Origin of the sequence: Streptomyces virginiae, from assembly GCF_040638905.1 — a bacterium.
GTDB classification, from domain to species: domain Bacteria; phylum Actinomycetota; class Actinomycetes; order Streptomycetales; family Streptomycetaceae; genus Streptomyces; species Streptomyces virginiae_B.
In genome coordinates, this window is the sequence record NZ_JBEZYV010000031.1 from 15,257 (window position 1) to 38,640 (window position 23,384).

Annotated in this window: 20 protein-coding genes and 1 pseudogene; 11 read left to right on the top strand and 10 right to left on the bottom strand. The window is 72.5% G+C overall.

Going from position 1 to position 23,384, the window contains the following annotated elements; genetic code table 11:
• Positions 1-38: 38 nt before the first annotated feature.
• Positions 39-3,371 (bottom strand): AfsR/SARP family transcriptional regulator, encoded by a 3,333-nt coding sequence (locus tag AB0F82_RS30315; protein WP_362633074.1) that lies wholly within the window; start codon positions 3,369-3,371, stop codon positions 39-41.
• A 132-nt stretch (positions 3,372-3,503) separates the two neighbouring features.
• Here AB0F82_RS30315 and AB0F82_RS30320 point away from each other — a divergent pair, with 132 nt between their 5' ends.
• A complete protein-coding gene (locus AB0F82_RS30320; protein WP_362633076.1) occupies positions 3,504-4,730 on the top strand; it encodes an amidohydrolase family protein in 1,227 nt (408 codons plus the stop codon).
• 169 nt (positions 4,731-4,899) lie between these two features.
• Here the strand turns inward: AB0F82_RS30320 and AB0F82_RS30325 are convergent, their stop codons facing one another.
• A complete protein-coding gene (locus tag AB0F82_RS30325) occupies positions 4,900-6,306 on the bottom strand; it encodes a ricin-type beta-trefoil lectin domain protein (RefSeq protein ID WP_362633079.1) in 1,407 nt (468 codons plus the stop codon).
• A 240-nt stretch (positions 6,307-6,546) separates the two neighbouring features.
• On the opposite strand from AB0F82_RS30325, the gene AB0F82_RS30330 reads away from it, so the two are divergent.
• Positions 6,547-7,401, top strand: coding sequence for a trypsin-like serine peptidase (locus AB0F82_RS30330; RefSeq protein ID WP_362633082.1), 855 nt, complete (start codon positions 6,547-6,549; stop codon positions 7,399-7,401).
• Positions 7,402-7,446: 45 nt separating this feature from the next.
• Here the strand turns inward: AB0F82_RS30330 and AB0F82_RS30335 are convergent, their stop codons facing one another.
• The 3 genes from AB0F82_RS30335 to AB0F82_RS30345 form a co-directional block, all read right to left on the bottom strand.
• Positions 7,447-7,590, bottom strand: coding sequence for a hypothetical protein (locus tag AB0F82_RS30335; RefSeq protein WP_362633085.1), 144 nt, complete (start codon positions 7,588-7,590; stop codon positions 7,447-7,449).
• 163 nt (positions 7,591-7,753) lie between these two features.
• The gene (locus AB0F82_RS30340) at positions 7,754-8,098 is read right to left on the bottom strand and encodes a hypothetical protein (protein WP_362633088.1); all 345 of its coding nucleotides are present in this window, start codon (positions 8,096-8,098) and stop codon (positions 7,754-7,756) included.
• Positions 8,099-8,231: 133 nt separating this feature from the next.
• Positions 8,232-8,675 carry an NUDIX hydrolase gene (locus AB0F82_RS30345; RefSeq protein WP_356813971.1) on the bottom strand — a complete coding sequence of 148 codons (444 nt, stop codon included), beginning with the start codon at positions 8,673-8,675 and terminating at the stop codon, positions 8,232-8,234.
• Between the two features lie 311 nt (positions 8,676-8,986).
• Between AB0F82_RS30345 and AB0F82_RS30350 the strand changes: the two genes are divergently transcribed.
• Positions 8,987-9,262 carry a hypothetical protein gene (locus AB0F82_RS30350; RefSeq protein ID WP_362633092.1) on the top strand — a complete coding sequence of 92 codons (276 nt, stop codon included), beginning with the start codon at positions 8,987-8,989 and terminating at the stop codon, positions 9,260-9,262.
• A gap of 26 nt (positions 9,263-9,288) precedes the next feature.
• Positions 9,289-10,095, top strand: coding sequence for a hypothetical protein (locus tag AB0F82_RS30355; protein ID WP_362633095.1), 807 nt, complete (start codon positions 9,289-9,291; stop codon positions 10,093-10,095).
• Here the strand turns inward: AB0F82_RS30355 and AB0F82_RS30360 are convergent.
• Positions 10,067-10,426: a hypothetical protein gene (locus AB0F82_RS30360; RefSeq protein WP_362633098.1), complete on the bottom strand. Its 360-nt coding sequence runs from the start codon at positions 10,424-10,426 to the stop codon at positions 10,067-10,069. The genes AB0F82_RS30355 and AB0F82_RS30360 overlap by 29 nt on opposite strands.
• A 37-nt stretch (positions 10,427-10,463) precedes the next feature.
• Positions 10,464-10,673: pseudogene (locus tag AB0F82_RS38765) on the bottom strand (hypothetical protein); the annotation flags it as partial.
• Positions 10,674-10,868: 195 nt separating this feature from the next.
• Between AB0F82_RS38765 and AB0F82_RS30365 the strand changes: the two are divergent.
• From AB0F82_RS30365 to AB0F82_RS30385, 5 genes are all read left to right on the top strand, one after another.
• Positions 10,869-11,822, top strand: coding sequence for an LLM class F420-dependent oxidoreductase (locus AB0F82_RS30365; protein ID WP_362633101.1), 954 nt, complete (start codon positions 10,869-10,871; stop codon positions 11,820-11,822).
• Between the two features lie 17 nt (positions 11,823-11,839).
• A complete protein-coding gene (locus AB0F82_RS30370; RefSeq protein WP_356813975.1) occupies positions 11,840-12,625 on the top strand; it encodes an SDR family NAD(P)-dependent oxidoreductase in 786 nt (261 codons plus the stop codon).
• A 108-nt stretch (positions 12,626-12,733) separates the two neighbouring features.
• Entirely contained in the window at positions 12,734-13,855 is a 1,122-nt protein-coding gene (locus tag AB0F82_RS30375) for an LLM class flavin-dependent oxidoreductase (RefSeq protein WP_356813999.1), read from the top strand.
• A 246-nt stretch (positions 13,856-14,101) separates the two neighbouring features.
• Positions 14,102-15,841: an N-acyl-D-amino-acid deacylase family protein gene (locus AB0F82_RS30380; protein ID WP_362633106.1), complete on the top strand. Its 1,740-nt coding sequence runs from the start codon at positions 14,102-14,104 to the stop codon at positions 15,839-15,841.
• Positions 15,838-17,301, top strand: coding sequence for an aldehyde dehydrogenase family protein (locus AB0F82_RS30385; RefSeq protein WP_362633109.1), 1,464 nt, complete (start codon positions 15,838-15,840; stop codon positions 17,299-17,301). The genes AB0F82_RS30380 and AB0F82_RS30385 overlap by 4 nt, the downstream gene beginning before the upstream one ends.
• 41 nt (positions 17,302-17,342) lie before the next feature.
• Here the strand turns inward: AB0F82_RS30385 and AB0F82_RS30390 are convergent, their stop codons facing one another.
• The 3 genes from AB0F82_RS30390 to AB0F82_RS30400 are packed head-to-tail and all read right to left on the bottom strand — an operon-like array spanning position 17,343 to position 21,001.
• Entirely contained in the window at positions 17,343-19,142 is a 1,800-nt protein-coding gene (locus AB0F82_RS30390; RefSeq protein WP_362633112.1) for a hypothetical protein, read from the bottom strand.
• Positions 19,143-19,196: 54 nt separating this feature from the next.
• Positions 19,197-20,285: a DNA alkylation repair protein gene (locus AB0F82_RS30395; RefSeq protein WP_362633114.1), complete on the bottom strand. Its 1,089-nt coding sequence runs from the start codon at positions 20,283-20,285 to the stop codon at positions 19,197-19,199.
• Positions 20,286-20,326: 41 nt separating this feature from the next.
• Complete coding sequence (locus AB0F82_RS30400) at positions 20,327-21,001, bottom strand: hypothetical protein (RefSeq protein ID WP_362633117.1); 675 nt, start codon at positions 20,999-21,001, stop codon at positions 20,327-20,329.
• Between the two features lie 334 nt (positions 21,002-21,335).
• Between AB0F82_RS30400 and AB0F82_RS30405 the strand changes: the two genes are divergently transcribed.
• The gene (locus AB0F82_RS30405; RefSeq protein ID WP_362633120.1) at positions 21,336-22,895 is read left to right on the top strand and encodes an APC family permease; all 1,560 of its coding nucleotides are present in this window, start codon (positions 21,336-21,338) and stop codon (positions 22,893-22,895) included.
• Positions 22,896-23,054: 159 nt separating this feature from the next.
• On the top strand, positions 23,055-23,336 hold the full coding sequence (locus AB0F82_RS30410; RefSeq protein WP_362633124.1) for a hypothetical protein: 282 nt from the start codon (positions 23,055-23,057) through the stop codon (positions 23,334-23,336).
• The last annotated feature ends 48 nt before the right edge of the window (positions 23,337-23,384 follow it).

Sequence of the window (23,384 nt, forward strand, 5' to 3'; positions counted from 1 at the left end):
GAACGATGAACGCCTCGTTCAACGGACGTCCCTGCAGGTCAGGCGGCGATCTCCGTGGCCAGCAGGGTCTGCACCTCGGCCAGTTCTGCCGAACCCAGCTGCTTGAACACGGTCTCCGCGTCCCGCCAGCAGGCCCGCGCCCGGTCCGTCTGCCCCAGCCGCCGCAGCGCCTTGCCCAGGACGGTCAGCACGGTCGCGCGCCGCCACTCCCCGCCGATGCCGCGCAGCGCGATGGCCTGCTCGGCGTGCGCGGCGGCCAGCGTGGGCCGGCGCGCCGCGAGATGGGCGACGGCGAGCCGGAAGTGGGTCACACCCTCCCACAGCGGCTGCCGGTTGTCGTGGAAGAGGGCCAGGGCCTCGGTGAGCTGCGCGAGGGCCTCGCCGAGCCGGCCCGCCTGGGTGAGCGCGATGCCCAGCGCGTAGCGGCCGTTGGCCAGGCGCAGGGACAGGCCCATCCGGTCGTAGATGGCGATGCCCTGCTGCGCGAGGTCTATGGCGCTGGTGAGGCGGCCCAGCTCGACGTGGATGCGGGAGAGGTTGCACAGGGCGCTGGCCTCGCCGACGTTGTTGCCGTCGGCGCGGAAGTTCTGGATGGCCTGCAGCAGGTACCGCTCGCCGTCCGCGTGCCGCCCCTCGTACAGGGCGATGATCCCGCGGTCGTTGGGAGCCCAGCAGCTCGGCAGCGGGTCGCCGGCCTCGCGTGCCAGGGCCGTGGCCTGGCGGGCCTCGTCGTCGGCCTCGGCGAAGCGCCCGGCGACCAGGTGGACGTTGGTGAGGGTGGTGCGGGCGCGGCCCTCGGCGTACGGGTCCTTGGCGGCCTGGGCGGCGTCGCGCAGGGCGGTCGCGGCCGACTCGTACTGCTTGGAGTTGGCACCCGACTCGGCCAGGTCCTTGGCCGCCCACAGCAGGTCCACGCCCCGGCGCAGGACCGGTGAGTCGCCGCCCCGTACGGACGCCTGCCGTACGCACGCCAGCAGCGGGCCGGCCTCGGCGTACAGCCAGTCCAGGGCCGTGCGCGGCTCGGCGAAGACGAGCCCGGGGTAGTGGGTGTCGGACAGGTGCGCGGGCAGCCGGTCGCCGGGGCGTTCCAGGGCGTAGACCCCGGAGGCGGTGGCCAGGTAGAAGTCCAGAAGGCGGTCCAGTGCCGCCTCGCGCTCGCTCGGCGGCTGCTCGTCGCGCTCGGCGCAGGCACGCGCGTAGAGGCGTACGAGGTCGTGGAAGCGGTAGCGGCCGGGGGCGGCGGACTCCAGGAGGGAGCAGTCGACCAGAGCCTCCAGGAGGTCCTCGGTGTCGTACTCGGGCAGGTCGAGTACGGCGGCGGCCGCGGACAGCGAGATGTCGGGGCCGTCGGCGAGGCCGAGGAGGCGGAAGGCGCGCTGCTGGGCCGGTTCCAGCTGGCCGTAGCCGAGCTCGAAGGTGGCCTTGACGGCAAGGTCGCCGGCCTGGAGTTCGTCGAGGCGGCGGCGTTCGTCGGCGAGCTTGGCGGCGAGGACGGAGACGGTCCAGGTGCGGCGGGCCGCGAGCCGGGAGGCGGCGATGCGGATGGCCAGTGGCAGGAAGCCGCAGGCGCCGACGACGTCGAGGGCTGCCTGGCGTTCTGCGCGTACGCGCTCCTCGCCGACGATGCGGGTGAAGAGCTGGAGGGCCTCCTCGGGGCTCATCACGTCGAGGTCGACGAGATGGGCCCCGGCGAGGCCCGCCATGCGGACCCGGCTGGTGACGAGGGCGGCGCAGCCGGCGGTGCCGGGCAGGAGCGGGCGGACCTGGGCGGCGTCGCGTGCGTTGTCGAGGAGGACCAGGACGCGGCGGCCGTCGAGGGTGGAGCGGTAGAGCGCGGCCCGGTCGGCCGGGGAGTCGGGGATGGCGGTGTCGGGGGTGCCGAGCGCGCGCAGGAAGGAGCCGAGGACGGCCTCCGGTTCGGCGGGGCGTGCCTCGGTGCCCTGGAGGTCGACGTAGAGCTGGCCGTCGGGGAAGTGCGGGCGGGCGGCGTGCGCGACGTGCACGGCGAGGGTGGTCTTGCCGACGCCGCCGATCCCGGCGAGCGCGGAGACGGCCATGACCTGGTCCTGGGCGCCGCCGGAGAGGATCGTGCCGAGCTCGGTGACGAAGCTGGAGCGGCCCGTGAAGTCGGGTACGGTCGCGGGCAACTGGGCGGGCCTCACGTGAGCGGCGGTGGCGGGCGGGGCGGGGTCTTCCGCGCGGGCCAGATCGGCGTCGGCGTTCAGGATGCGCTGCTGGAGGGCGGCCAGTTCGGGCCGCGGGTCGACGCCGAGTTCGTCCGCGAGGAGGCGGCGGGTGTCGGCGTAGACGGCGAGGGCCTCGGCCTGCCGGCCGCTGCGGTAGAGGGCGAGCATGAGCAGCTCGCGCAGCCGTTCGCGCAGCGGGTGGGCGGCGGTGAGGGCGGTCAGCTCGGAGACGGCCTCGGCGTGGTGGCCGACCTCCAGGTCGAGGTCGAGGCGGGTCTCCAGCAACTGCAGGCGCCATTCGGCGAGCCGGGTGCGCTCGGTCTCGGCGTGCGGGCCGGGGACCCCGGCGAGGGGTTCGCCCTCCCACAGGTCGAGGGCGCGGGCCAGGAGCGTACGGGCGAGGGTGCGGTCCCCGGCGGCCCGGGCCGCGTCGGCGTCGGCGGCGAGGCCGCGGGCGACGCCGAGGTCGAGGGTGGCGGCGGAGCGCAGCCGGATGGCGTAGCCGCCGGACTCGGTGACGAGCAGGCCGGGGGCGACGACCTTGCGCAGGCGGGAGGCGTAGGTGCGGATGGTGGCCAGGGCCTGCTGGGGCGGGTCCTCGCCCCAGATGGCGTCGATCAGTTCGGGTGCGGTGGCCGTGCGGCCGTCGCGCAGCAGGAGTACGGCGAGCAGGGCGCGCTGCTGGGGGGTGCCGGAGGGCAGGGCCTCGGCGCCCCGCCAGGCCCGGACGGGCCCGAGGACGGCGAACCGGGAGTCGCCCGCGGTGGTGTCGCCTCCGGCGCTGGTGCCGCCCACGGCGGTGGTGTCGCCCAGGGCGGTGGTGGCGGGTCCGGAGGTGGTGTCGCCCACGGCGGTGGTGGCGGGTCCGGCGGTGGTTCCGGGCCGTCCCGGGCCGGCTGCGGCCGGGGCGGCTGCCGCGGAACCGGGCCGGGCAGCGGCCGCGCCGGGCTCCACCGGGCCCGCGCCTGCCGACGGGGATGCGGTGGGGGCGGCGGATTCCGGTCCCGAGCCCGCACCCGTTCCGTTTGCGATGGCCGTCGGCCATACGGGCCCGGCGGGGGAGCCGCCGGTGGCCGGACCGGCGCCGGGGCGGACGGCTGCCGCGGGAGCGGTTTCTGATGCGGCGGCAGCCGCACGGACCTCGGGGTGGTTCCGCGGGTGCGGGATGGCCGGTACGCCGTCCATCTGTCGTCCCCCCTGCCTTCCGTCGGTGTAAGGGTCAGTCTGCCCTGTCTCGTGTGTACCCGTCAGCCCGTCCATGACCGATCACAGACCAACTAGCTGACGGTTCGTCAGATCAGCGCTACCGTATGAGCCATGGAGACCTTCCCGAAGATCATCTCGGTGGACGACCACACGGTTGAACCCCCCCACGTCTGGCGGGACCGGCTCCCGTCCAGATACCGGGACACAGGCCCCCGCGTCGTCCGCGCCCCGCTGAAGGAAATGACCTTCCTCGGAGGCAGGTTCGCGCCCGTCATGGGAGCCGCGGGCGACGACGGCCCGATCGGCGACTGGTGGGTGTACGAGGACCTGCACCGGCCGCTCACCCGCCTCGACACCGCCGTCGGGTACGACCGCGACGAGATCAAACTGGAAGTCATCACCTACGAGCAGATGCGCCCCGGATCCTTCTCGGTTCCCGACCGGCTCGCCGACATGGACGTCAACCACGTCCAGTCGGCCCTCTGCTTCCCCACCTTCCCCCGCTTCTGCGGCCAGACCTTCACCGAGGCCGAGGACCGTGAGCTGGGCCTGCTCGGCGTACGCGCCTACAACGACTGGATGGTGGAGGAGTGGTGCGGCCCCGACGCCCGGGGCCGCCTGATCCCCCTCACCCTGATCCCGCTGTGGGACGCCCGCCTCGCCGCCGCCGAGGTCCGCCGCAACGCGGCGCGCGGCGTGCGCGCGGTCGCCTTCTCGGAGATACCCCCGCACCTCGGCCTGCCGTCCATCCACACCGACGAGTGGGACCCCTTCCTCCAGGCGTGCGACGAGACCGGCACGGTCATCGCCATGCACATCGGCTCCTCGTCCCGCATGCCGTCCACCTCGGCGGACGCGCCGCCGGCGGTCGGCTCCACCATCACCTTCGCCAACTGCTGCTTCTCGATGGTCGACTGGCTGATGAGTGGCAAGTTCGAACGCTTCCCCAACCTGAAGATCATGTACGCGGAGGGCCAGATCGGCTGGATCCCGTACATCCTCGAGCGCGCGGACGTCGTCTGGGAGGAGAACCGCGGCTGGGGCGGGGTCGCGGACAAGGTGCTCCGGCCGCCGTCGGAGCTGTTCGCCGGGCACGTCTTCGGCTGCTTCTTCGACGACGCCTTCGGCCTGAAGAACCTCGACTCGATCGGCGTCGGCAACGTCCTCTACGAGACCGACTACCCCCACTCCGACTCGACCTGGCCCAAGTCCCGCGAGGTCGGCGCGGCGCAGATGGGCCACCTGGCCCCCGACGTGGTGGACCGCATCGTGCGCGGCAACGCGATCGACCTGCTCGGCCTCACCCCGGACGGCCTGTGGGCGGGCCCCGGGGCCTGACCCGCGCCTCTCGGCCGGGGCCCGATCCGACCGGTGCCCGACGGCTCGTGACCGCGCCGACAGTGACCCCCCGCCGCCGCTCGCCGCCTCCGCGAACTGATCGGCCCCCTCGGCGGGAGGGCCGCACGGGCCGTGGGGCCCGTGCGGCTGTCGTGCGGCCGGTGCGGGGCTACTTCGGCGTGACCCAGACCTGGCGCTTGTTGGTGTTCGCCGTGTAGAGCTGGACCACGGTGCCGTTGGCGGTCGCGCCGCCGGTCGCGTCGAGGACCTTGCCCGACGCCACGTGGACGATCTGGCCCTTGGCGTTGACCGACCAGCGCTGCGCCGCGGAGCCGTTGCAGTCGTAGAGGCTGATCTTGTTGCCGTTGGTGCTCGCGTTGCGCGCGTTGTCGAGGCACTTGCCGAGCGCGCGGAGGGTGCCGTCCTTGCCCAGGATCCAGGACTGGGCCGCGGTGCCGTTGCACGTGTAGAGCTGGATCGGCGTGCCGTTGGCGGCCTTGCCGCCCTTGACGTCCAGGCACTTGGAGCCGATGCCGCTCACGCGGCCCTGCGGGGACAGCGCCGCTCCGGCGCCGGCCGCGAGGCGGCGCAGGCCCTGCACGTCGAACTGCTGGACGTAGGTGCCCGCCCGCTTGTCCTGGTAGGCGTACGCGGGGGAGCACATGACCGGGAACTGGCCCGAGTCGGTCCCCTTGACGCAGTCGCCCTTCTTCAGGCTGCGGTTGGCGTGCGTCAGCCCCAGCGTGTGCCCGAGCTCGTGGCTGACGTGGTTGCGCATGTACGTCTCGCCCATGGCGGCGGTCGGCTTGCCGGCCGGGGTGAAGAACGAGTCGTCGATGTAGGCGTGCCCGCTGGTCACGGTCTCGGCGACGGAGGAGCTGGTGAAGCCGCAGCTGAGGTTGGCGGTGCCCGTGCCGTCGCGGACCACCTTCCAGCCGGTGCTGCCCATGGTGCCCTCCCCGGCCGGCGGGACGCACGGGCGGTGCAGCACCCCCACGATCACCTCGCCCTTCGGCCGGACGTAGTCCCAGCCGACCGGCTTCGTGTCGACGGTGACCGGCAGGTTCGTGACGCGGCGCAGGTCCGCGGCGGAGGCCTGGACGTACGGCCCCAGCCAGTCCGCGGACTTCTGGTCGTAGAACTTGATCGTGTAGCCGGTCGTCAGCCACTTGGTCGCGCCGCTCAGCTTCCAGCCCTCGCCCTGCGGCGGGGCGGGTGCGGCGGCCGCGGCGGCCGCGGCGCCCGCAGCACCCGCGGCGGCCGATCTCGGGGCGGCCATCGGCGACGCCGTCGGCGGGTCGAGCGACATGACGCCGTTCCTGAAGACCGTCCCGTCGCTGCCGTGGGTGGCGGAGTCCTCCGCGTGGGCGTCGGGCGCGTCCCCGGTCGGCGGGGCGCTGTCCGCGGGACCCTCGGTGTCCGTGGTGCCGGCGGTGCCGGTGGTGCTCGTGGTGTTCGTGGTCCCTGTGGTGTCCTCGGTGCCGAACGCGGTGGAGGGGAGCTGCAGGGTTCCCACGATCGCCGCCGCGGCCGCCGCGGCAACGATGGATATCCGGTGCTTGCCTGTGAATCGCAAGTTTTCGTTGCCCTCTCGTCAAGGTTCTCTTTCCGCGGGCCCGCGCGGCGGCGGGGGCGGCGAAAACCGAGGCGATGATAGGCGAATCGGCCAAAGGCCCCACAGCGTTCCTGAGTTGGCCCGTTCGCGCTATCCGCCCGCGGTGACGGACCGGCTACGCAGGGGTCGTCCCGCGCCTTGCACCCGGCCCTGTGGTCAAGGCATGCTTCGCCAGGGCAAAGCGGAAGGATCATCATGCCGGTGGACAAGCGGAGCGTCGTTACTGCGGTGCTGTGTGCGATGGCGGCGTTGGGGGCTTCCGCGGCGGTGGCGGAGCTCGCGCCACCTCCCGAGGCGACCGCGCCCGCGCGGGCGAAGGCGGCGCAGCCCTCCCTGTCGGCCACGGCTCCCTCGCGCTCGCACGCGCCGAAGCCCCAGCTGTCCTCCCCGCCCGCAACCACCCTGCCGCCGGCCGTGACGCCCCCGCCCGGCGGGCCCGCCGCCTTCACCGGGGCCCTGTTCACCAACGGCCTGGACAGCGACCACTTCTGCACGGCCACCGTGGTGCACAGCCCCGGCCGCAACCTCATCGTCACCGCCGGGCACTGCCTGCTCGCCGGGGATCAGGGCGCCGGCACCGCCGTCTTCGCCCCGGCCTACGCCAACGACACCGCCCCGTACGGCACGTGGAAGATCGAGCAGGTCTTCGAGGACGCCCGCTGGGCGGAGGGGACGGACGACGACTACGACCTCGCCTTCGCCACGCTCGCCCCCGACGCACAGGGCCGCTCGATCGAGGACGTGACCGGCGCGGCCGTGCTGGACACCTCCGGCCGGGCCGGCGAGGAGGTCACCGTCACCGGCTACCCCGCCGACCGCAAGATCCCCCGTACCTGCACGGCGACCGCCGTCCGCGAGAGCGCGACCCAGCAGCGCTTCGACTGCGCGGACTTCCCGGGCGGCACCAGCGGCAGTGCGTGGATCGCCCGCGACGGCAAGATCGTCGGCATCCTCACGGGCGGCGACACCGACGACGTCTCGACCAGCACGGTGCTGGGGGAGTACGCCGCCTCGCTCTACACGAAGGCCACGTCCAAGTCCCCCACGGCCCGCTAGGGCACGCCCCCGAACGGCCTGTGTGTGACGGGGCGGCGGCAGCGGCTACTGCCAGAAGATCCGTTCGATGACGATCTGCGGCTCGGCGGTGCGGTGGACGAAGGTGTAGCGCAGCCAGCCGTGGCCGCGGTCGAAGTAGAGGATGTGGGCGCCACGGGGGTCGGTGGAGCGGGCCGGCTCGATGCTCACCCTCGTGCTGTCGAGATGGTCGTCGCGGTACGGATGCCGTGACGTCTTCAGTCCGTGACCGCGTCGGTGATCAGCTCGCGCACAGCGGCGGGCAGCGTGTCCCGGTACTCGGTGGCGAGCTTCGTCCAGTCCGTGGCCCACGGGGGGCCGGTGAACTCTGCGCTCACTCGCCGGGTCCGAGCGCGGCCACCCGGTGGTGGATGCGCGACGCCTCTTCCAGCAGGTCCCTGGCCTTGTCGGGGTCTGCGCACTCGGCCGCCCGCTGCTCGAGATCACGCACGTGGTGGTCGAGGTGGGGGTCTCGGGCGAGCGCGTACTCGCCCCACCAGCGCGCCAGGAACGCCGGCGCCGCTCCGATGTCGTAGGTGTCGGCGACTCTTGCCCGCCAGTTGGCTTCGAAGTCGTCCAGGAGCTGCGGAGCGTGGGCGGCGATCGCCGCCCGCAACGCGGGAATGCTGCGCTCGGGCATCGGGGGGACACCGTGGGCGGGCCGCGGGGCGGTGGTCATGAGACTTCCTCTTCCGGTCGGCGCCCTCCACGATAGTGCGCCGGGTGCCGCCCTGTGAGGCGGCGGCGCAATCGTCGGAGGTGGTGGCGCAGGATCGGCGCTGCCCTGGCGCGCCCTGACGATCGGCCCGGGGTCAGGCCAGCAGGCCCAGGTGGACCGGCTCTGTCGCGGGGTTCGTGAGGAGGTCGGAGAGGCGGGGCGGCCAGACCGGTTCGCCGAGGGTGGCCAGGCGCTGGGCCGACAGCCACTGCCAGTGGATGCCGGGGGCCTCCAGCACCGGTTCGCGGTGGGGGCCCGTGGTGACGTAGATGTGCTCGTGCTGGCGCACCGGTACGCCCTGGTGGGTGAAGTCGTGCTCCCAGGTGCACAGCAGCCGTTCCGGCTCCAGGTCGGTCCAGCCGGTCTCCTCGCGCAGCTCGCGCCGGACGCAGTCCTCGGGGCTCTCGCCGGGGTCGATCCCGCCGCCGGGCGGCAGCCAGTGGATGCCCACCTCGACGTTGTTCTCGCGGAAGAGGAACACCGACCCGGTGGGGGACAGGATGACAACGCGGGCCGCGTGACGTGGAGTTCGCCTCATCGATTCAGGGTACGTCGGTGATCGGCTCCGGGGGCGGGCTTGCGTCCCCCTAGTTCCCCGGAGCGGATCACCGGACGCCGCCCACGCCGGATCCGAGCCGAAGCTGATCGGGTCGGCGCTCGGGGCCGCCGAGCCGGCGGCCTGCCCGCAGGAGGGCCTGACGGTCGTACGGACCCTCGCGCCGCTGACCGTGACGGGCGACCAGGCGCTGCCGGGCCACCTCCTGCACAACCTGCTCCTGAACGCGGTGCGGCGCAACCGCGCCGGGGGGCCGGATCGAGGTGCCCACCTGCGAGGACGGGGAACCGGCGGTGTCCAGCACCGGCCCGGTGACCGATCGGGCGGGCGTGCCGGGGCTCCTTGAGCCCTTCCGCAGGCGCGCCGAAGGGCAGCACACCGCAGGTGAGGGCGCCGACTCGGGCCTGTCGATCGCCGCGTCGATCGCCGCGTCGATCGCACGGCCGCACGAGGCGGAGCTGAGGGCCGGGGCCGATCCGGGACCGGAGGGCGGCCTGATGGTGCGCGTCCGGTTCCCCGTGCCCGGCGTGGCGCGCACATCGCGCACAACGCGGACAAACCATCTCTGATGGTGTGTTGAGGTACGGTCGGTTGAATGAGCAAGCACGCCCGAGCACGCTCCCGTCCCGCCCGTACGTCCCGCCGTACGGCCCGTCGCGCGGCCCTTGCCGCCACCCTCGGCCTGCTGACCTTCACGGCCGGCTGGGCCTACGTCGCCCAGGATCCCGACAAGGCCGCGGGCGCGGCGCAAGCCCGCGAGGACTCCCGCCCCCAGCCCGTGGACCGGGCGGCGCGCGACATCCCGCGGTCGCCCCTCCAGGGCCTGACCGGGATCAGCGAGCAGACCCGGTCGAGGATCCCGGCCGAGTCCCGCCAACTGATCCTCGTCACAGGCAAGGCCGTGGACTCCTCGGAGTCCACGGCCACCTTCTACACCCGTCCGGCGGCCGGGGCCGACTGGGTCAAGGTCGAGAGCTGGCCGGCGCGCAACGGGGCCCGGGGGTGGTCCACGGAGCGCACGTACGGCGACCTGACCTCGCCGCAGGGCGTGTTCGGGCTGACCGACGCGGGCGGCCTGCTGTCCCCGCCGCCGGGCACGCGGCTCCCGTACGACGAGGGCCGCGGCTTCGTCGCCACCGGGCGCGGTGTGAACGGGGAGCCCCTGGTGGGGTCCTTCGACTACGTCGTCGCCATCGACTTCAACCGCCGCCCGGGCCGGTCCCCGCTGGACCCGGTCATGCCGGACGGCGAGGACAAGGGCGGCAACATCTGGCTCCACGTGGACCACGACGGCCCCTCCCAGGGCTGTGTCGGCATCCCGAAGGGGGCCATGCGCAAGGTCCTGCAGACCCTGGACCCGGCGGCGAAGCCGGTCATCGTGATGGGACCGGAAGGCTTCTGACGCGGGCGCCGGGGCCGCGCGGCAGCAGCCCGATGTAGGCCAGGTCGAAGACGCTGCACAGGATGCCGAGGCCGAGGACGAAGGGAGCGTCCTCCAGCACGCCGAACAGCAGGGTCGGGGCCAGGGTCCCGAGCCATTTGGCCACGCCGATGGTCAGGGACCGGCCCTGCCGGGCGGCGTACATGGCGATGAACAACATCAGCAGGTTCTGCAGGAAGGCCGAGTAGCGGGTCGCGGCGTGCATCCCGAAATGCGCGAGGAACAGCCACTGCACGGCGAAGCCGGTGGCGAACAGCAGCGCCGACCAGCCGGCGAAGAGCGGCCGGGTCACGAAGTCCGGCGCGCCCGAAGCGCAGGTACGTCCAGATGATCACCACGTCGGCCGTCGCCCACACCACGTTGACCACACCCTGGGGCGAGAGCCCCTGCCTGAACTCCAGGACCGCGTAGGTCGCCTCCCAGGCGAAGTTCAGTGCGAGCGCGGCGACCGGCATCGCGTACGTCCGGTCCCGCAGCCCGACGCGGATCGCCTCCACGTACACGACCGTCCAGGCGATCTCGCTGACCAGCGTGAGCATCAGATCCACGGGCCGCACCCCAAGGGATGTCCCGCCGATCACGCCCGGCCGATCGACAAGACATCCCCTGGGCGGCGGGCCCCGCCCGGGAAAGGTGCGCGTTCGGACCGACCTCTTGTCTGACGGAGCGTCAGGTACCACGATGGCCCGGCACCGATATGACGAATCGGCAGACGAAGGCGAGGCGGGTCCGCCATGGCGCGCGTGTTTCCGGAAGGTCGGCTGGTCTACGGGATGCAGCTCCCGGTCCAGTCGCAGAGCACCCTCTACGCCGAACCCTGGGAGGCGTCGGCCACCGCCGCCGATCTCGCCGAGATCGCCCGGGCCGCCGACCGGTCCGGCTTCGGGTACCTGGCCACCTGCGACCACGTGGCGATCCCGCGGCGGCTCGCGGGGCCCATGAGCACCGTCTGGTACGACCCCGTCGCCACCCTCTCCTTCCTCGCCGGGATCACCGAACACGTACGGCTGATGAGCCATGTGGCGATCCTCGGCCTGCGCCACCCGCTGATCAGCTCCAAGCAGTACGCCACCCTCGACCACCTCTCCGGCGGCCGGCTGATCCTCGGTGTGGGCGCCGGCCACGTCCAGGAGGAGTTCGAGGTCCTCGGCGTGGACTTCGCGCGCCGCGGGCCCGTCCTCGACGAGACCCTGGACGCGCTGCGGGCGGCGCTCGGGCCGGAGGAGTACCCGGAGTTCGAGGGCGGGCAGTTCTCCTTCAAGGACCTCGGGCAGCTGCCCCGGCCCGCCCAGGCGCGGATCCCCGTCTGGGTGGGCGGCTCCTCGCCCGCCGCCGTCCGCCGGGCCGCCCTCCGCGGGGACGGCTGGCTCCCCCAGGGCGACCCGCGCCACCGGCTCCCCGCGCAGATCGCCCGTATCCGCGAACTGCGCGCCGAGGCCGGGGTGGACGCTCCCTTCGAGGTCGGCGCGATCACTGAGGCGCTGTACGTCGGCGAGCCCGGCTGGGACACCGGCCGCCGCACCCTCACCGGCAAGCCGGAGGCGCTCGCGGAGTCACTGCGGGAGTACGGGGCGCTCGGCGTGGACCAGATCCAGGTCCGCTTCCGCAGCCGCGACCGCGCCGAACTCGTCGACCAGATCACCGCCTTCGGCACCGAGGTGGCTCCGCACCTCAACGACACCCCCTAGAGACAGGGAGCACGGGCATGGGCAAGCTGGACGGGCGCGTCGTCATCATCACCGGTGCGGCGCGCGGCCAGGGCGAGCAGGAGGCCCGCCTCTTCGCCGCCGAGGGGGCCAAGGTGCTCCTCGGCGACGTGCTGGACGAGCAGGGCGCGGCGGTGGCCGAGGACATCGGCGAGGACCGCGCCCGGTACGTACGCATGGACGTGAGCCGCGAGGAGGACTGGGCGGCGGCGACCGCCGCCGCGAAGGAGGCCTTCGGCCGGGTCGACGGCCTGGTCAACAACGCGGGCATCCTGCGCTTCAACGAGCTGACCTCGACCCCGCTGGAGGAGTTCCAGCAGGTGGTCCAGGTCAACCAGGTGGGCGCCTTCCTCGGCATCAAGACGGTGGCGCCCGAGATCGAGGCGGCCGGTGGCGGCACCATCGTCAACACCTCTTCCTACACCGGCCTGACGGGCATGGCGTACGTCGGCACCTACGCCGCCACCAAGGCGGCGATCCTGGGCCTGACCCGGGTGGCCGCGCTGGAACTGGCCGGCAAGGGGATCCGGGTCAACGCGATGTGCCCGGGCGCCGTGGACACCCCGATGGCCAATCCCGGCCTGCTGGACCCCGCGAACATGACCGACGAGGCCCGGGACGCGATGGCGGAGCTCTACCGGCGGGTCGTCCCGATGGGGCGGGTGGGGCAGCCCGAGGAGATCGCCAAGCTCGCGCTGTTCCTGACCGGCGACGACTCCTCGTACATCACAGGCCAGCCCTTCGTCATCGACGGCGGCTGGATGGCGGGCGTCAGCATCCTGTAGCCGAGCATGGCTGATGGGGCGTCAGGTATTGACGCTCCGGGCCCCGCGGTGGAACAGTCGGGACATCGAATCTGACGCAACGTCAGAAAACAGAGGACGGTGAACCCCTTGGAATTCGGGCTCTTCGTGCAGGGATACGTGCCTGAGGCGCGGTCCAGGGTCGACCCCGAGGCAGAGCACAAGGCGCTGGTCGAGGAGACCGAGTACGTCATCCAGGCCGACAAGTCCGGCTTCAAGTACGCCTGGGCCTCCGAGCACCACTTCCTGGAGGAGTACTCACACCTGTCGGCGAACGAGGTGTTCCTCGGATACCTCGCGCACGCCACGGAACGCATCCACCTCGGCTCCGGCATCTTCAACCCGCTGGCGCCGGTGAACCACCCCGTCAAGGTGGCCGAGAAGGTCGCCATGCTCGACCACCTCTCCAAGGGGCGCTTCGAGTTCGGTACCGGCCGCGGCGCCGGCAGCCACGAGATCCTCGGATTCCTGCCGGGCATCGAGGACATGAACGGCACCAAGGAGATCTGGGAGGAGACCATCGCGGAATTCCCCAAGATGTTCCTCCAGGAGGAGTACGAGGGGTTCCAGGGCAAGCACTGGTCGCTGCCGCCGCGGAAGGTCTTCCCCAAGCCGTACGGCAAGGCCCACCCGGCCATGTGGTACGCCGCCGGCTCGCCGTCCTCCTACGCGATGGCGGCCAAGAAGGGCCTCGGCGTGCTGGGCTTCAGCGTGCAGAAGGTCTCCGACATGGAGTGGGTCCTCGACCAGTACAAGACGGCCATCAGGGAGGCGAAGGCCATCGGCGCCTTCGTCAACGACAACGTGATGGTCACCTCCACCGCGATCTGCGCCGAGACCCACGACAAGGCCGTCGAGATCGCCGTCAACGCCAACATGAACCGCTTCCAGTCGCTGGTCTTCCGCTACCACGACACCTTCCCGCGGCCCGAGGCGATCCCCGAGTGGCCCGAGACGCTGCCGGAGTACAACGCGGAGATCATCGAGCTGCTGATCGCCGAGGAACTCCTCATCTGCGGCGACCCCTCGGAGGTGCGGGCCCAGTGCAAGCGCTGGGAGCAGGCGGGCGCGGACCAGCTCTCCTTCGGTCTGCCGACCGGCGTCGGTCACGAGGACACGATGACCACGATCAAGCTGATCGGCGAGCACGTGATCCCGCAGATCGACACGGACCCGGTCCACCGCACGACGCGGTTCCGGCAGGCCGCCTGACCCCTGCGGGGCGCATCAACGGGGACGGCGTCTTCCCGGACCGCCGTCCCGCACCGGCCCCGGCCGGGGGCCGTGCCGAGGCCGCGGTCGCCCCGGCGGTCTCCGGCCGGGGCACAGATCCAGCCTCGGCGTTTGAGGTGCAGGGTCCGGGGCGGCTCCGCCGGACAACCCGGCTCCACCGGGCACCGGACTCCGCCCGGAGCCGCGCCCCGAACGCCGGCGAGGCTGAAAGTGCGAAGGGACGTCATGCTCGACCACCTGATCAAGGGCGCGACCGTCGTGGACGGCACCGGCGCCCCCGCCCGTGTCGCAGACCTCGGCATACGCGACGGCCGCATCGCCGTCATCGCCGAACCCGACACCGTCACCGAAGAGGCCCGCACCAGCGAGGACGCCACCGGCCTCGTCCTCACCCCCGGTTTCGTCGACCCGCACACGCACTACGACGCCCAGCTCTTCTGGGACCCGTACGCCACCCCCTCCATGAACCACGGCGTCACCACCGTCGTCGGCGGCAACTGCGGCTTCACCCTCGCCCCGCTCAACCCGGACCGCCCCGAGGACGCCGACTACACCCGCCGCATGATGAGCAAGGTCGAGGGCATGGCCCTCAAGGCCCTGGAGGAGGGCGTCGACTGGACCTGGTCCACCTTCGGCGAGTACCTCGACGCCCTGGAAGGACGGATCGCCGTCAACGCCGGCTTCATGGTCGGGCACTGCGCCCTGCGCCGCCACGTCATGGGCGAGGCGGCCGTCGGCGGACAGCCCACCCCCGAGCAGATGCAGCAGATGCTCGACCTCTTCCACGACGCCATGAACGCCGGCGCCTGGGGCCTGTCCACCACCCAGTCCTCCACCCACTCCGACGGCGCCGGGGCCCCCGTCGCCTCCCGGCACGCCGAGCCCGCCGAACTGCTCGCGCTCTCCCGGGCGGTCGCCGAACACGAGGGCACCCAGCTCGAAGCGATCGTCGCCGGCTGCCTCGACCAGTTCTCCGACGAGGAGATCGACCTCTTCGTCGAGATGAGCGCCGCCGCCGGCAGGCCCCTGAACTGGAACGTGCTCACCATCGACGCCGCCGTCCCCGAACGGGTCCCGCGCCAGCTCGTTCCCAGCGAGCGCGCCCGCAAGGCCGGAGGCCGCATCGTCGCGCTGACGATGCCGATCCTCACCCCCATGAACATGTCGCTCGGCACCTTCTGCGCGCTGAACCTCATCCCCGGCTGGGGAGAGGTCCTCGGGCTGCCCGTCCCCGAGCGGATCGCCGAACTCCGCGACCCGGACGTCCGCGCCGAGATGCTGCGCCGCGCCGACAGCAAGGAGGCCGGGGTCTTCCGGCGCCTGGCCGACTTCGGCCGGTACGTCATCGGCGACACGTACAGCAAGGAGAACGAGGGGCTCTCCGGACGGGTCGTGAACGACATCGCCGCCGAACGCGGCCAGGACCCCTTCCAATGCCTCGTGGAGATCTGCGCCAACGACGAACTGCGCACCGTGCTCTGGCCGATGCCCACCGACAACGACCCGGCGAGCTGGGCCCTGCGCGCCGAGACCTGGCGGCACGAGGACGTCACGCTCGGCGGCTCCGACGCCGGCGCGCACCTGGACCGGATGTGCGGAGCCCCGTACACGACCCGCTTCCTCGGCGACTGCCTGCGCGGCCGCAAGCTGGTGCCGCTGGAAGAGGCCGTACGGATGCTCACGGACGACCCGGCCCGGCTGTTCGGGCTGCGCGAGCGCGGCCGGCTCGCCGAGGGCTACCACGCGGACCTGGTCCTCTTCGACCCCGAGCGCATCGAGGCGGGCCCGGCCACCCTTGTCCACGACCTGCCCGGCGACAGCCCCCGCCTGGACGCGCGGGCCGTCGGCATCGTCTCGGTACGGGTCAACGGCGTCGAGACCGTCCGCGATGACGAGGTGACGGGCGCCGTCCCCGGCACCGTGCTGCGGTCGGGCCGGGACACGAGGACGGTGAGCACGCGTTGAACACGCAACCCCTCTACATCGGCGGCGAGTGGGTGGAGCCGGCCGGCGGCCACTACGAGGTGGTCAACCCGGCCGACGAGTCGGTGGTCGGGCTCGCCCCCGAGGCCTCGCGCGAACAGGTCGCCGACGCCGCCCGCGCCGCGGCCGAGGCCTTCGGGAGCTGGTCGCGCACGCCCCCGCAGGCACGGGCGGCGATCCTCGACCGGGCCGCGGACATCATGCAGCGCGAGTTCGATCCGTGGACGGCGCTGGCGCAGGCCGAGACGGGCGCGCCGACCGGGATCGCGCGGGGCATGCAGGTCGGCGTCGGCGTCGCCCGCTTCCGCCGGTACGCCAAGGGCGCTCTGGAACCGGTCGAGAAGGGGCTGCCGCCGCAGGTCACGGAGGCCGGCCCGATGGGGAGGGCGAGCATCCTGGGAGCGCTGGAGGTCCGCCAGCCGGTCGGCGTGGTCACCTGCATCACCTCCTACAACAACCCGTGGGCGAACCCGGCCGGCAAGGTGGCACCCGCCCTGGCCATGGGCAACACGGTCGTCGTCAAGCCGGCCCCCCAAGACCCCCTGTCCGTCTTCAGGATGGCGCAGGCGCTGCACGAGGCCGGGGTCCCGGCGGGCGTCGTCAACGTGGTCGGCGGGCAGGCGGTGGAGGTCGGCGAGGCCGCCGTGGACTCCCCGTACGTGGACATGGTGTCCTTCACCGGCTCCACCAGCGTCGGCCAGCGCATCGCGGAGGTCTGCGGCCGCACGATGAAGCGGCAGCTGATGGAACTCGGCGGCAAGGGCGCCGCCGTCGTCCTGGACGACGCGGACCTGGACGCGGCGGTGATGGGGATCGGGACCACCTTCTCCTTCTACTCCGGCCAGATCTGCACCGCCCCCACCCGCGTGATCGTCCACCGGTCGGTCTACGAGCAGCTCATGGAGAAGCTCACCGGCTACCTGGCCTTCATGAAGGTCGGCGACCCGGTGGCGGCCGGAACGGTCGTCGGCCCGGTCATCTCCGCGGCCCACCGCGACCGTGTGGAGTCCTACGTGGAGCTGGGCAGGAAGGAGGGCGCGCGGATCGCCTACGGCGGCGAGCGCCCCGTGATCGGTGACGGCCGCGGCTTCTACGTGGCACCCACCCTGCTCGTGGACTGCACCAACGACATGCGGGTGGTCCGTGAGGAGATCTTCGGCCCGGTCGTCGTGGTCGTCCCCTTCGACGGCGACGAGGACGAAGCGGTCCGGCTGGCCAACGACAGCGACTTCGGGCTGCTGTCCTACGTGTGGTCCGGCGACCCGGCGCGCGCCTTCCGCGTGGCGCGGCGGCTGCGCGCGGGCGGGGTCGGCGTGAACACCGTCGGCCGGAACATGGAGGCCCCCTTCGGCGGCTTCAAGCGCAGCGGGGTGGGCCGTGATGTCGGCTCGTACGCCCTGCACGCGTACAGCGAAGTGCAGTCGATCGTCTGGACGACCTAGGGGAGTCCGGCCGGGGGCGGTTGCCCCCGGCCGGTCCCGTGTCATGCCGGCGGGGTGCGCGGGGGCTCGCGGTGGCCGAGGGCCTCGGCCAGTTCGCCGTCGCCGCCGGCGAACGTAGCGAAGGCCTTCGGGTCGTCCGTCTCCAGCCGTCGCAGGGCGGCGGCCGCCCGGTCCCGGGGCGGGGCGCCGTCGTCGGGCAGCCGCCAATCGAAGTAGAGCGATCCACCGGTGCCGGGAGGCGGCGCGGACGGTTCGTGCCTGAGATGGACCACCGTGGTGTCCGGGTCGCGCCAGTCGGTGCCGATCCAGTGCGGCGAGAGTTCCCACCGGGCCGTCAGTTCGGGCCGGTCGCGCAGGCCCGCCGCGATCAGGCGGGCGGTGCTGCGGGCCGGCCAGCACCAGGAGTGGTCCCGTACGGCGCGCGCGAGTTCGGTGTCGTAGGCGGCCGCGTCGAAGTGGTAGGCGGGCGGCGGCGGGCCGACCGCTCCGCGCCAGCCGTCCCACACCACCTCGTCGCCGTCCCGGCGGATCGTCACATACAGCGCTCCGCAGCAGCCCTCGGTGCAGTACGCCTCGGCGAGCTGCACCTCGCGCGGCTGCGGTGCGGCACGCAGCCGGCCGCTGTCGAGGAGGTACTCGGGCGCGTGGCCCCTGCCCTTTCCGAACAACGCGGGGACGAGTGGGATCCCGTCGATCAGGATCCGGGTCTCCACGGCGGAGGAGTCCTCGCAGTCGTGGATGACGGCCAACTCCCACCGAGGGGGGTCCCCGGCTTCGGCGCGGGCGAAGGGGAGGTGCCGGTTGCGCCGGAACCAGTCCGCCCGCCGGTCTCCGGGTACGGGCTCGGGTACGGGGTCCGGCGCGGCCGCGGGCAGCAGCCGGTCCAGCGCGTCGAGCAGGGCCCGACGCCGTCCGGGCCGCCAGTTCAGCAGGACGGGGGCGCCGCTGTGCAGGTCGAGGGCGATCGACAGCAGCAGGGACCAGTGCTCCGGGGTCGGGGGCAGCTCGTCGGCGTGCCGGACCAGGGCCTCGTACACGGCCCGGGCGGGCAGGTAGTCGAGGATTTCGGCGCGGCTGTCCAGTTGGTCGGCCATCCGGTGCAGCAGCCGGCCGGCCAGCGCGAGCAGGTCGGCGTCCTGCGGCCGGGCCCGGAGCAACCCGTTCAGGTCGGCGGCCTCGGCGATGCGCCGGGCGAGCCACATGGCCTGCGACTCGTCCGGCAGGGAGACCAGGGCGGACCGGGTGGCCTCCGCGTCGCCGGAGGTGATCGCCTCGGTCAGGGGGGTCAGCCGCTCGGAGCGGTCGCGGCTGCGGATGACCAGCAGGGCCGCCGCCTGCCGGTCGAGCGGGTCGAGGGCGGTGCTCGCGGTGTCCGCCAGGCCGCGCAGCATGCCGAGGGCCTTGAGGCAGGGCACGTCCTCGGGCTCGCCGAGGCGGATCAGCAGGGCCATCCCGACGCCGACGGCCGCAGGGTCGGTACCGGTGCGGGCAAGCTGCCGGGCGGTCCGCCGGGCGGCGTCCTCGTCGGTGAGGGCGAGCCGTGCGGCGTGTGCGCGCAGGGTGCGGCGGGGCACGGCCAGTTCGGCGACCCGCCGGTGGACGGCCGCGGCGGCCCGTACCGGGTCGGGGTCGGCGAGCAGGGGCGTGAGGGCGTCGGTGACTTCGGCCCGTGCCTGTTGCCAGGTCAGGCCCTCGCGGCTGGGTTCCGGTGGCCCGTCGGGCAGGGGATAGCCCTTCCGCGGGATCCGGCCGTGCGGCTCGATGCCGTGGCGGAAGAGGGCGTAGTCGTAGAGGGAGGTCGTCCGGGAGCTGAGCGGCGGGCGCTCTTCGCGGGCGCTCACCGGGCGGGGTGGGACTCGATTCCGTAGGTCATGCGACGAGGGTGCCAGGAGTGATCATCCGGCGTCCACCGAGAAAACCGCCTCGCCGCGGACCCGGCCGTTGACCTGGAGCTGCACCAGGTGCTCGCCCGAGTGGTAGCGGCGGGTGGTGATCGGCTTGAAGGAGTGGCGCCTGGTGCCGCTGAGGGTCTCGCCGGGGGCCAGCGGGCGGGTGACGAGCTTGAACACCTTCGGGGTGCGGGTGCCGTTCGCCTTCGTGTGGTGCACGACGTAGTCGATCACCAGCTCGGCCGGGAGCTCGCCGGTGTTGGTGACGGCGTAGTGGAAGACGAGGTACTCCCCGACGGCCATCCGCGGGGTGGTCACCACCGGCCCGTGCACGGTGACCGGTACGTCCGGGGCGTGCCCGAGGAGGGTCAGCGCCTCGGGCCGGCCGGCCTTGACCAGGGTGCGCAGGCCGTGCCGGACGACGCGGTCCGTCGTGTCGGCGGGCTCGGCCAGCCAGCGGGCCGCGGTCTCGACGGCGAGGGCGGGATGGTCCCGGCTGATGTCGTTGAGGTGGTTGGAGACGGAGCGGCGGACGTACTCGGACGCGTCGAGGTAGAGGGCGTCCAGCACCGGCAGGGCCGGGCGCGGGTCGGCGACGAACGCCGGGAGCTGCGGGGCCCACGGCAGCCGGGGGCGCGTGCCCTCGCTGGCGAGGCGCCGTACGTGCGGGTCCGGGTCGTCCGTCCACTTCCGTACGACGGCCAGGGCGCGGTCCGCGTCGGCGCGCAGGAAGGGCCGTACCGCGGATTCGGCCGTCAGCCGGGAGGTGAGGTCGTGCAGCAGCTCCAGTCCGGGCTCGAACACCTCCAGTCCGCGGACGGCGACGGCCTCGTTGACGGGGAAGGTCATCCATCCCTCGAAGCCGGGCTCGGCGAGGGCGGTGCGCACGACGGCCTCGAAGGCCGGCCAGTCCTCGGGCAGGTCGGCGAGGACGGCGTCGCGGACGGCGGCGACCCGGCCGCTGTACGTCAGCCCGTCGAGGGCGGTGGCGCGGGCGGTCAGGGCGGGCGCGGTCCGGCGGCCGCCGGACCGGGCGAGGAGGCGGGCAAGGGCGGTGACGGTGTCCGCGCTGAGGAGCTCATCGGCCGTGGGCATGGGGACAGTCTCGCGGATCGCACACCCGGCCCGCCGGTTCGTCAGTCCTTGTAGTAGTCCGTGAGGACACAGCCCTTCACCAGGGCGGGCTCCTTGCGGAAGCCGCTCGGCGGGTTGAAGTCCGGGTGGCAGTTGAGCATGAGCAGTCCGGCCTGGGGCTGGAGCAGGGCGCTCATGGCGTCCGAGCTCTCGGATCCCATGGCGAAGTCCTGGCCGACGACGATGCCGCTGTTGCGGTTCCCGCTGCCTTCCTTCGCCGTCAGGGCTTTGAAGGCGGTCTGGAAGGCCTTCGCGTCCTTGTAGAGGACGATGGTGGTGGTGTTCCGCCTGCCGCAGTATCCGGTCTCGGTCACGGTGGCGTTCGAGCCGAAGGAGGCCTCCGGGCCCGAGCTCGGTCCGCCCTCCCCGGGGTCGGGGCTGACCGGGTCGCACTTGGTGTAGCCGTTGACGAAGCGGGCGGCCGCGGCCATGGTGCCGGCCTTGGGCAGCTTCTGGAAGGCGGTCCCGTCCTTGGGTGCGTTCCCGTTGACCCCGCCGTTTTTAGTGGGGTTGTCCAGCGTGCCCTTGTCGGGTCCGCCGTCGGTGACGCCGCTCGTCCCGGTGTCGGCGCCGGAGCCGACGCCGCCGACGGTCGGGTTCGCGCCGCCTCCGCAGGCGGTGAGGGTGAGCAGCGCGGTGACGGCCGCGGCCGATGCCAGCAGTGTTCCGGTGCGCATGTGCGTGGTGACTCCCCCGTGAATGACCTTGATCGGCGGTGACTCTAGAGCGGTGATCATGTCCACGGCAAACTGGTCGCGTACCCCGTTACCGCTGGTCACCGCAAAGTCACGAGGGAAAGTTTGGAAAGGGGTAAACCGGACATGCCTTCGGTTTCCGCATACCGAAAGCCTCTCGGTCGAGCCTGTCGATTCCCGGCTGGGTGCCTGAGTGGACCTTTCATTAAGCTCTCGTGAACTGTCTAGACCTCAAGATTCCAAGGTGTCGCCGCCCGTTCTCTTCCGGAGTTCGATCCTCCAGATGTGGAATGCGCACCATCTAACGTCCTGACCCATGACTCAGCTGGACGTTCGGCCTCAGGCCGGAGACACGGTAAGCGGCGTCGCCGACGGCGACGTTCGCGGCAAGGGACTCGGCAAGGGGTCCGTCGGGCTCGTGGGCAGCGCCGTCATCGGCATCTCCACCGTCGCCCCCGTCTACTGCCTGACCTCAACCCTCGGCTCCACTGCTGGCGAGGTCGGCATGCAGATGCCCGCGATCTTCCTCGCCGGCTTCCTCCCGATGCTCCTGGTCGCCTTCGCCTACCGCGAGCTCAACAAGGCCATGCCGGACTGCGGCACCTCCTTCACCTGGACCGTCAAGGCCTTCGGCCCCCGGATCGGCTGGATGTGCGGCTGGGGCCTGGTGATCGCCACGATCATCGTCCTCTCCAACCTCGCGGGCGTCGCCACCTCCTACTTCTGGCTGCTGGCCGGCGAGATCACGGGCAACCCGTCGATCGCCGCCCTGGACGACAACAAGCTCGTCCACATCGCCACCTGCCTGACCCTGATCGCCCTCGCGACCGCCATCAGCTACCGCGGCATGACCGCCACCAAGGGCGTCCAGTACGCCCTGGTCGGACTCCAGCTCGTCGTGCTGGCCGTCTTCGTCGTGATGGCCTTCCAGAAGGCCTCCGCCGGCACCTTCGACACCGGCCTGGACTTCTCCTGGTCCTGGATGAACCCCTTCGCGGTCGAGTCCATGGCGGCCTTCACCGCCGGACTCTCGCTCTCGATCTTCATGTACTGGGGTTGGGACGCGTGCCTGGCCACCAATGAGGAAACCACCGGCTCCACGAAGACCCCCGGCCGCGCCTCGCTCATCGCGATGGTCGTGCTCGTCGGCTCCTACCTCGCCACCGGCGTCGCCGCCCAGATGGCCGTCGGCTCGGGCGGCGAAGGCCTTGGCCTCGCCAACGAGGAGACCTCCGGCAACGTCTTCGCGGCCCTCGCCGGCCCGGTGATGGGCCCGGTCCTCGGCATCCTGCTCTTCGTCGCCGTCCTGGCCTCCGCCGCGGCCTCCCTGCAGACCACCTTCATCCCGGTGGCCCGCACGGTCCTCGCGATGTCGGCGTACGAGGCGCTGCCGCCCTCCTACGCCAAGGTCCACCCCACGTTCAAGACCCCGGGCCGCGCCACCGTCATGGCGGGCGCCGCCACCGGGCTCTTCTACACGGTGATGACCCTGGTCAGCGAGAACGTCCTGACCGACACGATCTTCGCGCTCGGCCTGATGATCTGCTTCTACTACTCGCTGACCGCCTTCGCCTGCGCCTGGTACTTCCGCGCCGAGCTGCGCCGCTCCTCCCGCGACCTGTTCTTCAAGGGAGTCTTCCCGGTCCTCGGCGGAGTCCTCCTGGCCGCGGTCTTCTGCAAGACCCTCTTCGACATGTGGGACCCGTCCTACGGATCCGGTTCCACCGTCCTCGGCGTCGGCAGCGTCTTCATCATCGGCGTCGGCCTGCTGGCCCTCGGCCTGGTGATCATGTTCGTCACCGAGCGCCGCAGCCCCGCCTTCTTCCGCGGCGAGGTCCTGACCAAGTCCACCCCGGCCCTGGTGGTCGAGGACTGACCCCAGCCGGAACCGCCGGAACCCGGCGGAGCCCCACCCGCGACGCCACCCGCGCGCCACCCGCCGAGTCATCCCCGCGGCCCCGGATCGATCCCCCCGATCCGGGGCCGCCGGCGTTCCCGGCGGTGACCTCGGGTGCGGGAGGTCGTTGGGCCGGGCATGACTGCCATGAAGCGCACCCTCGCCGCCCTGGTCCTGTCCGGGGGCGCCGCCCTCGCACTCGTTCCCGCCGCCGCGCACGCCGCCGACGAGCCGGCTGCCGGGGCGGCGCCGCTCGTGGGCCGCGTCGTCGACATCGCCAACCACCCCGCGCAGACCGTCCAGGACGCGAAGACGGCGGTCGCGGTGACCCAGGGGGCGGTCGGCTCCGCCACGAAGGCGACCGACAGCTCACTCGGGGGCGCCGGCTCCGCCCTGCCGAAGACCCCGAAGGTCGACTGATCCAGCCGGTACGGGGCCGGGCCGGGATTTCGGCCCGGCCCGCTCGTT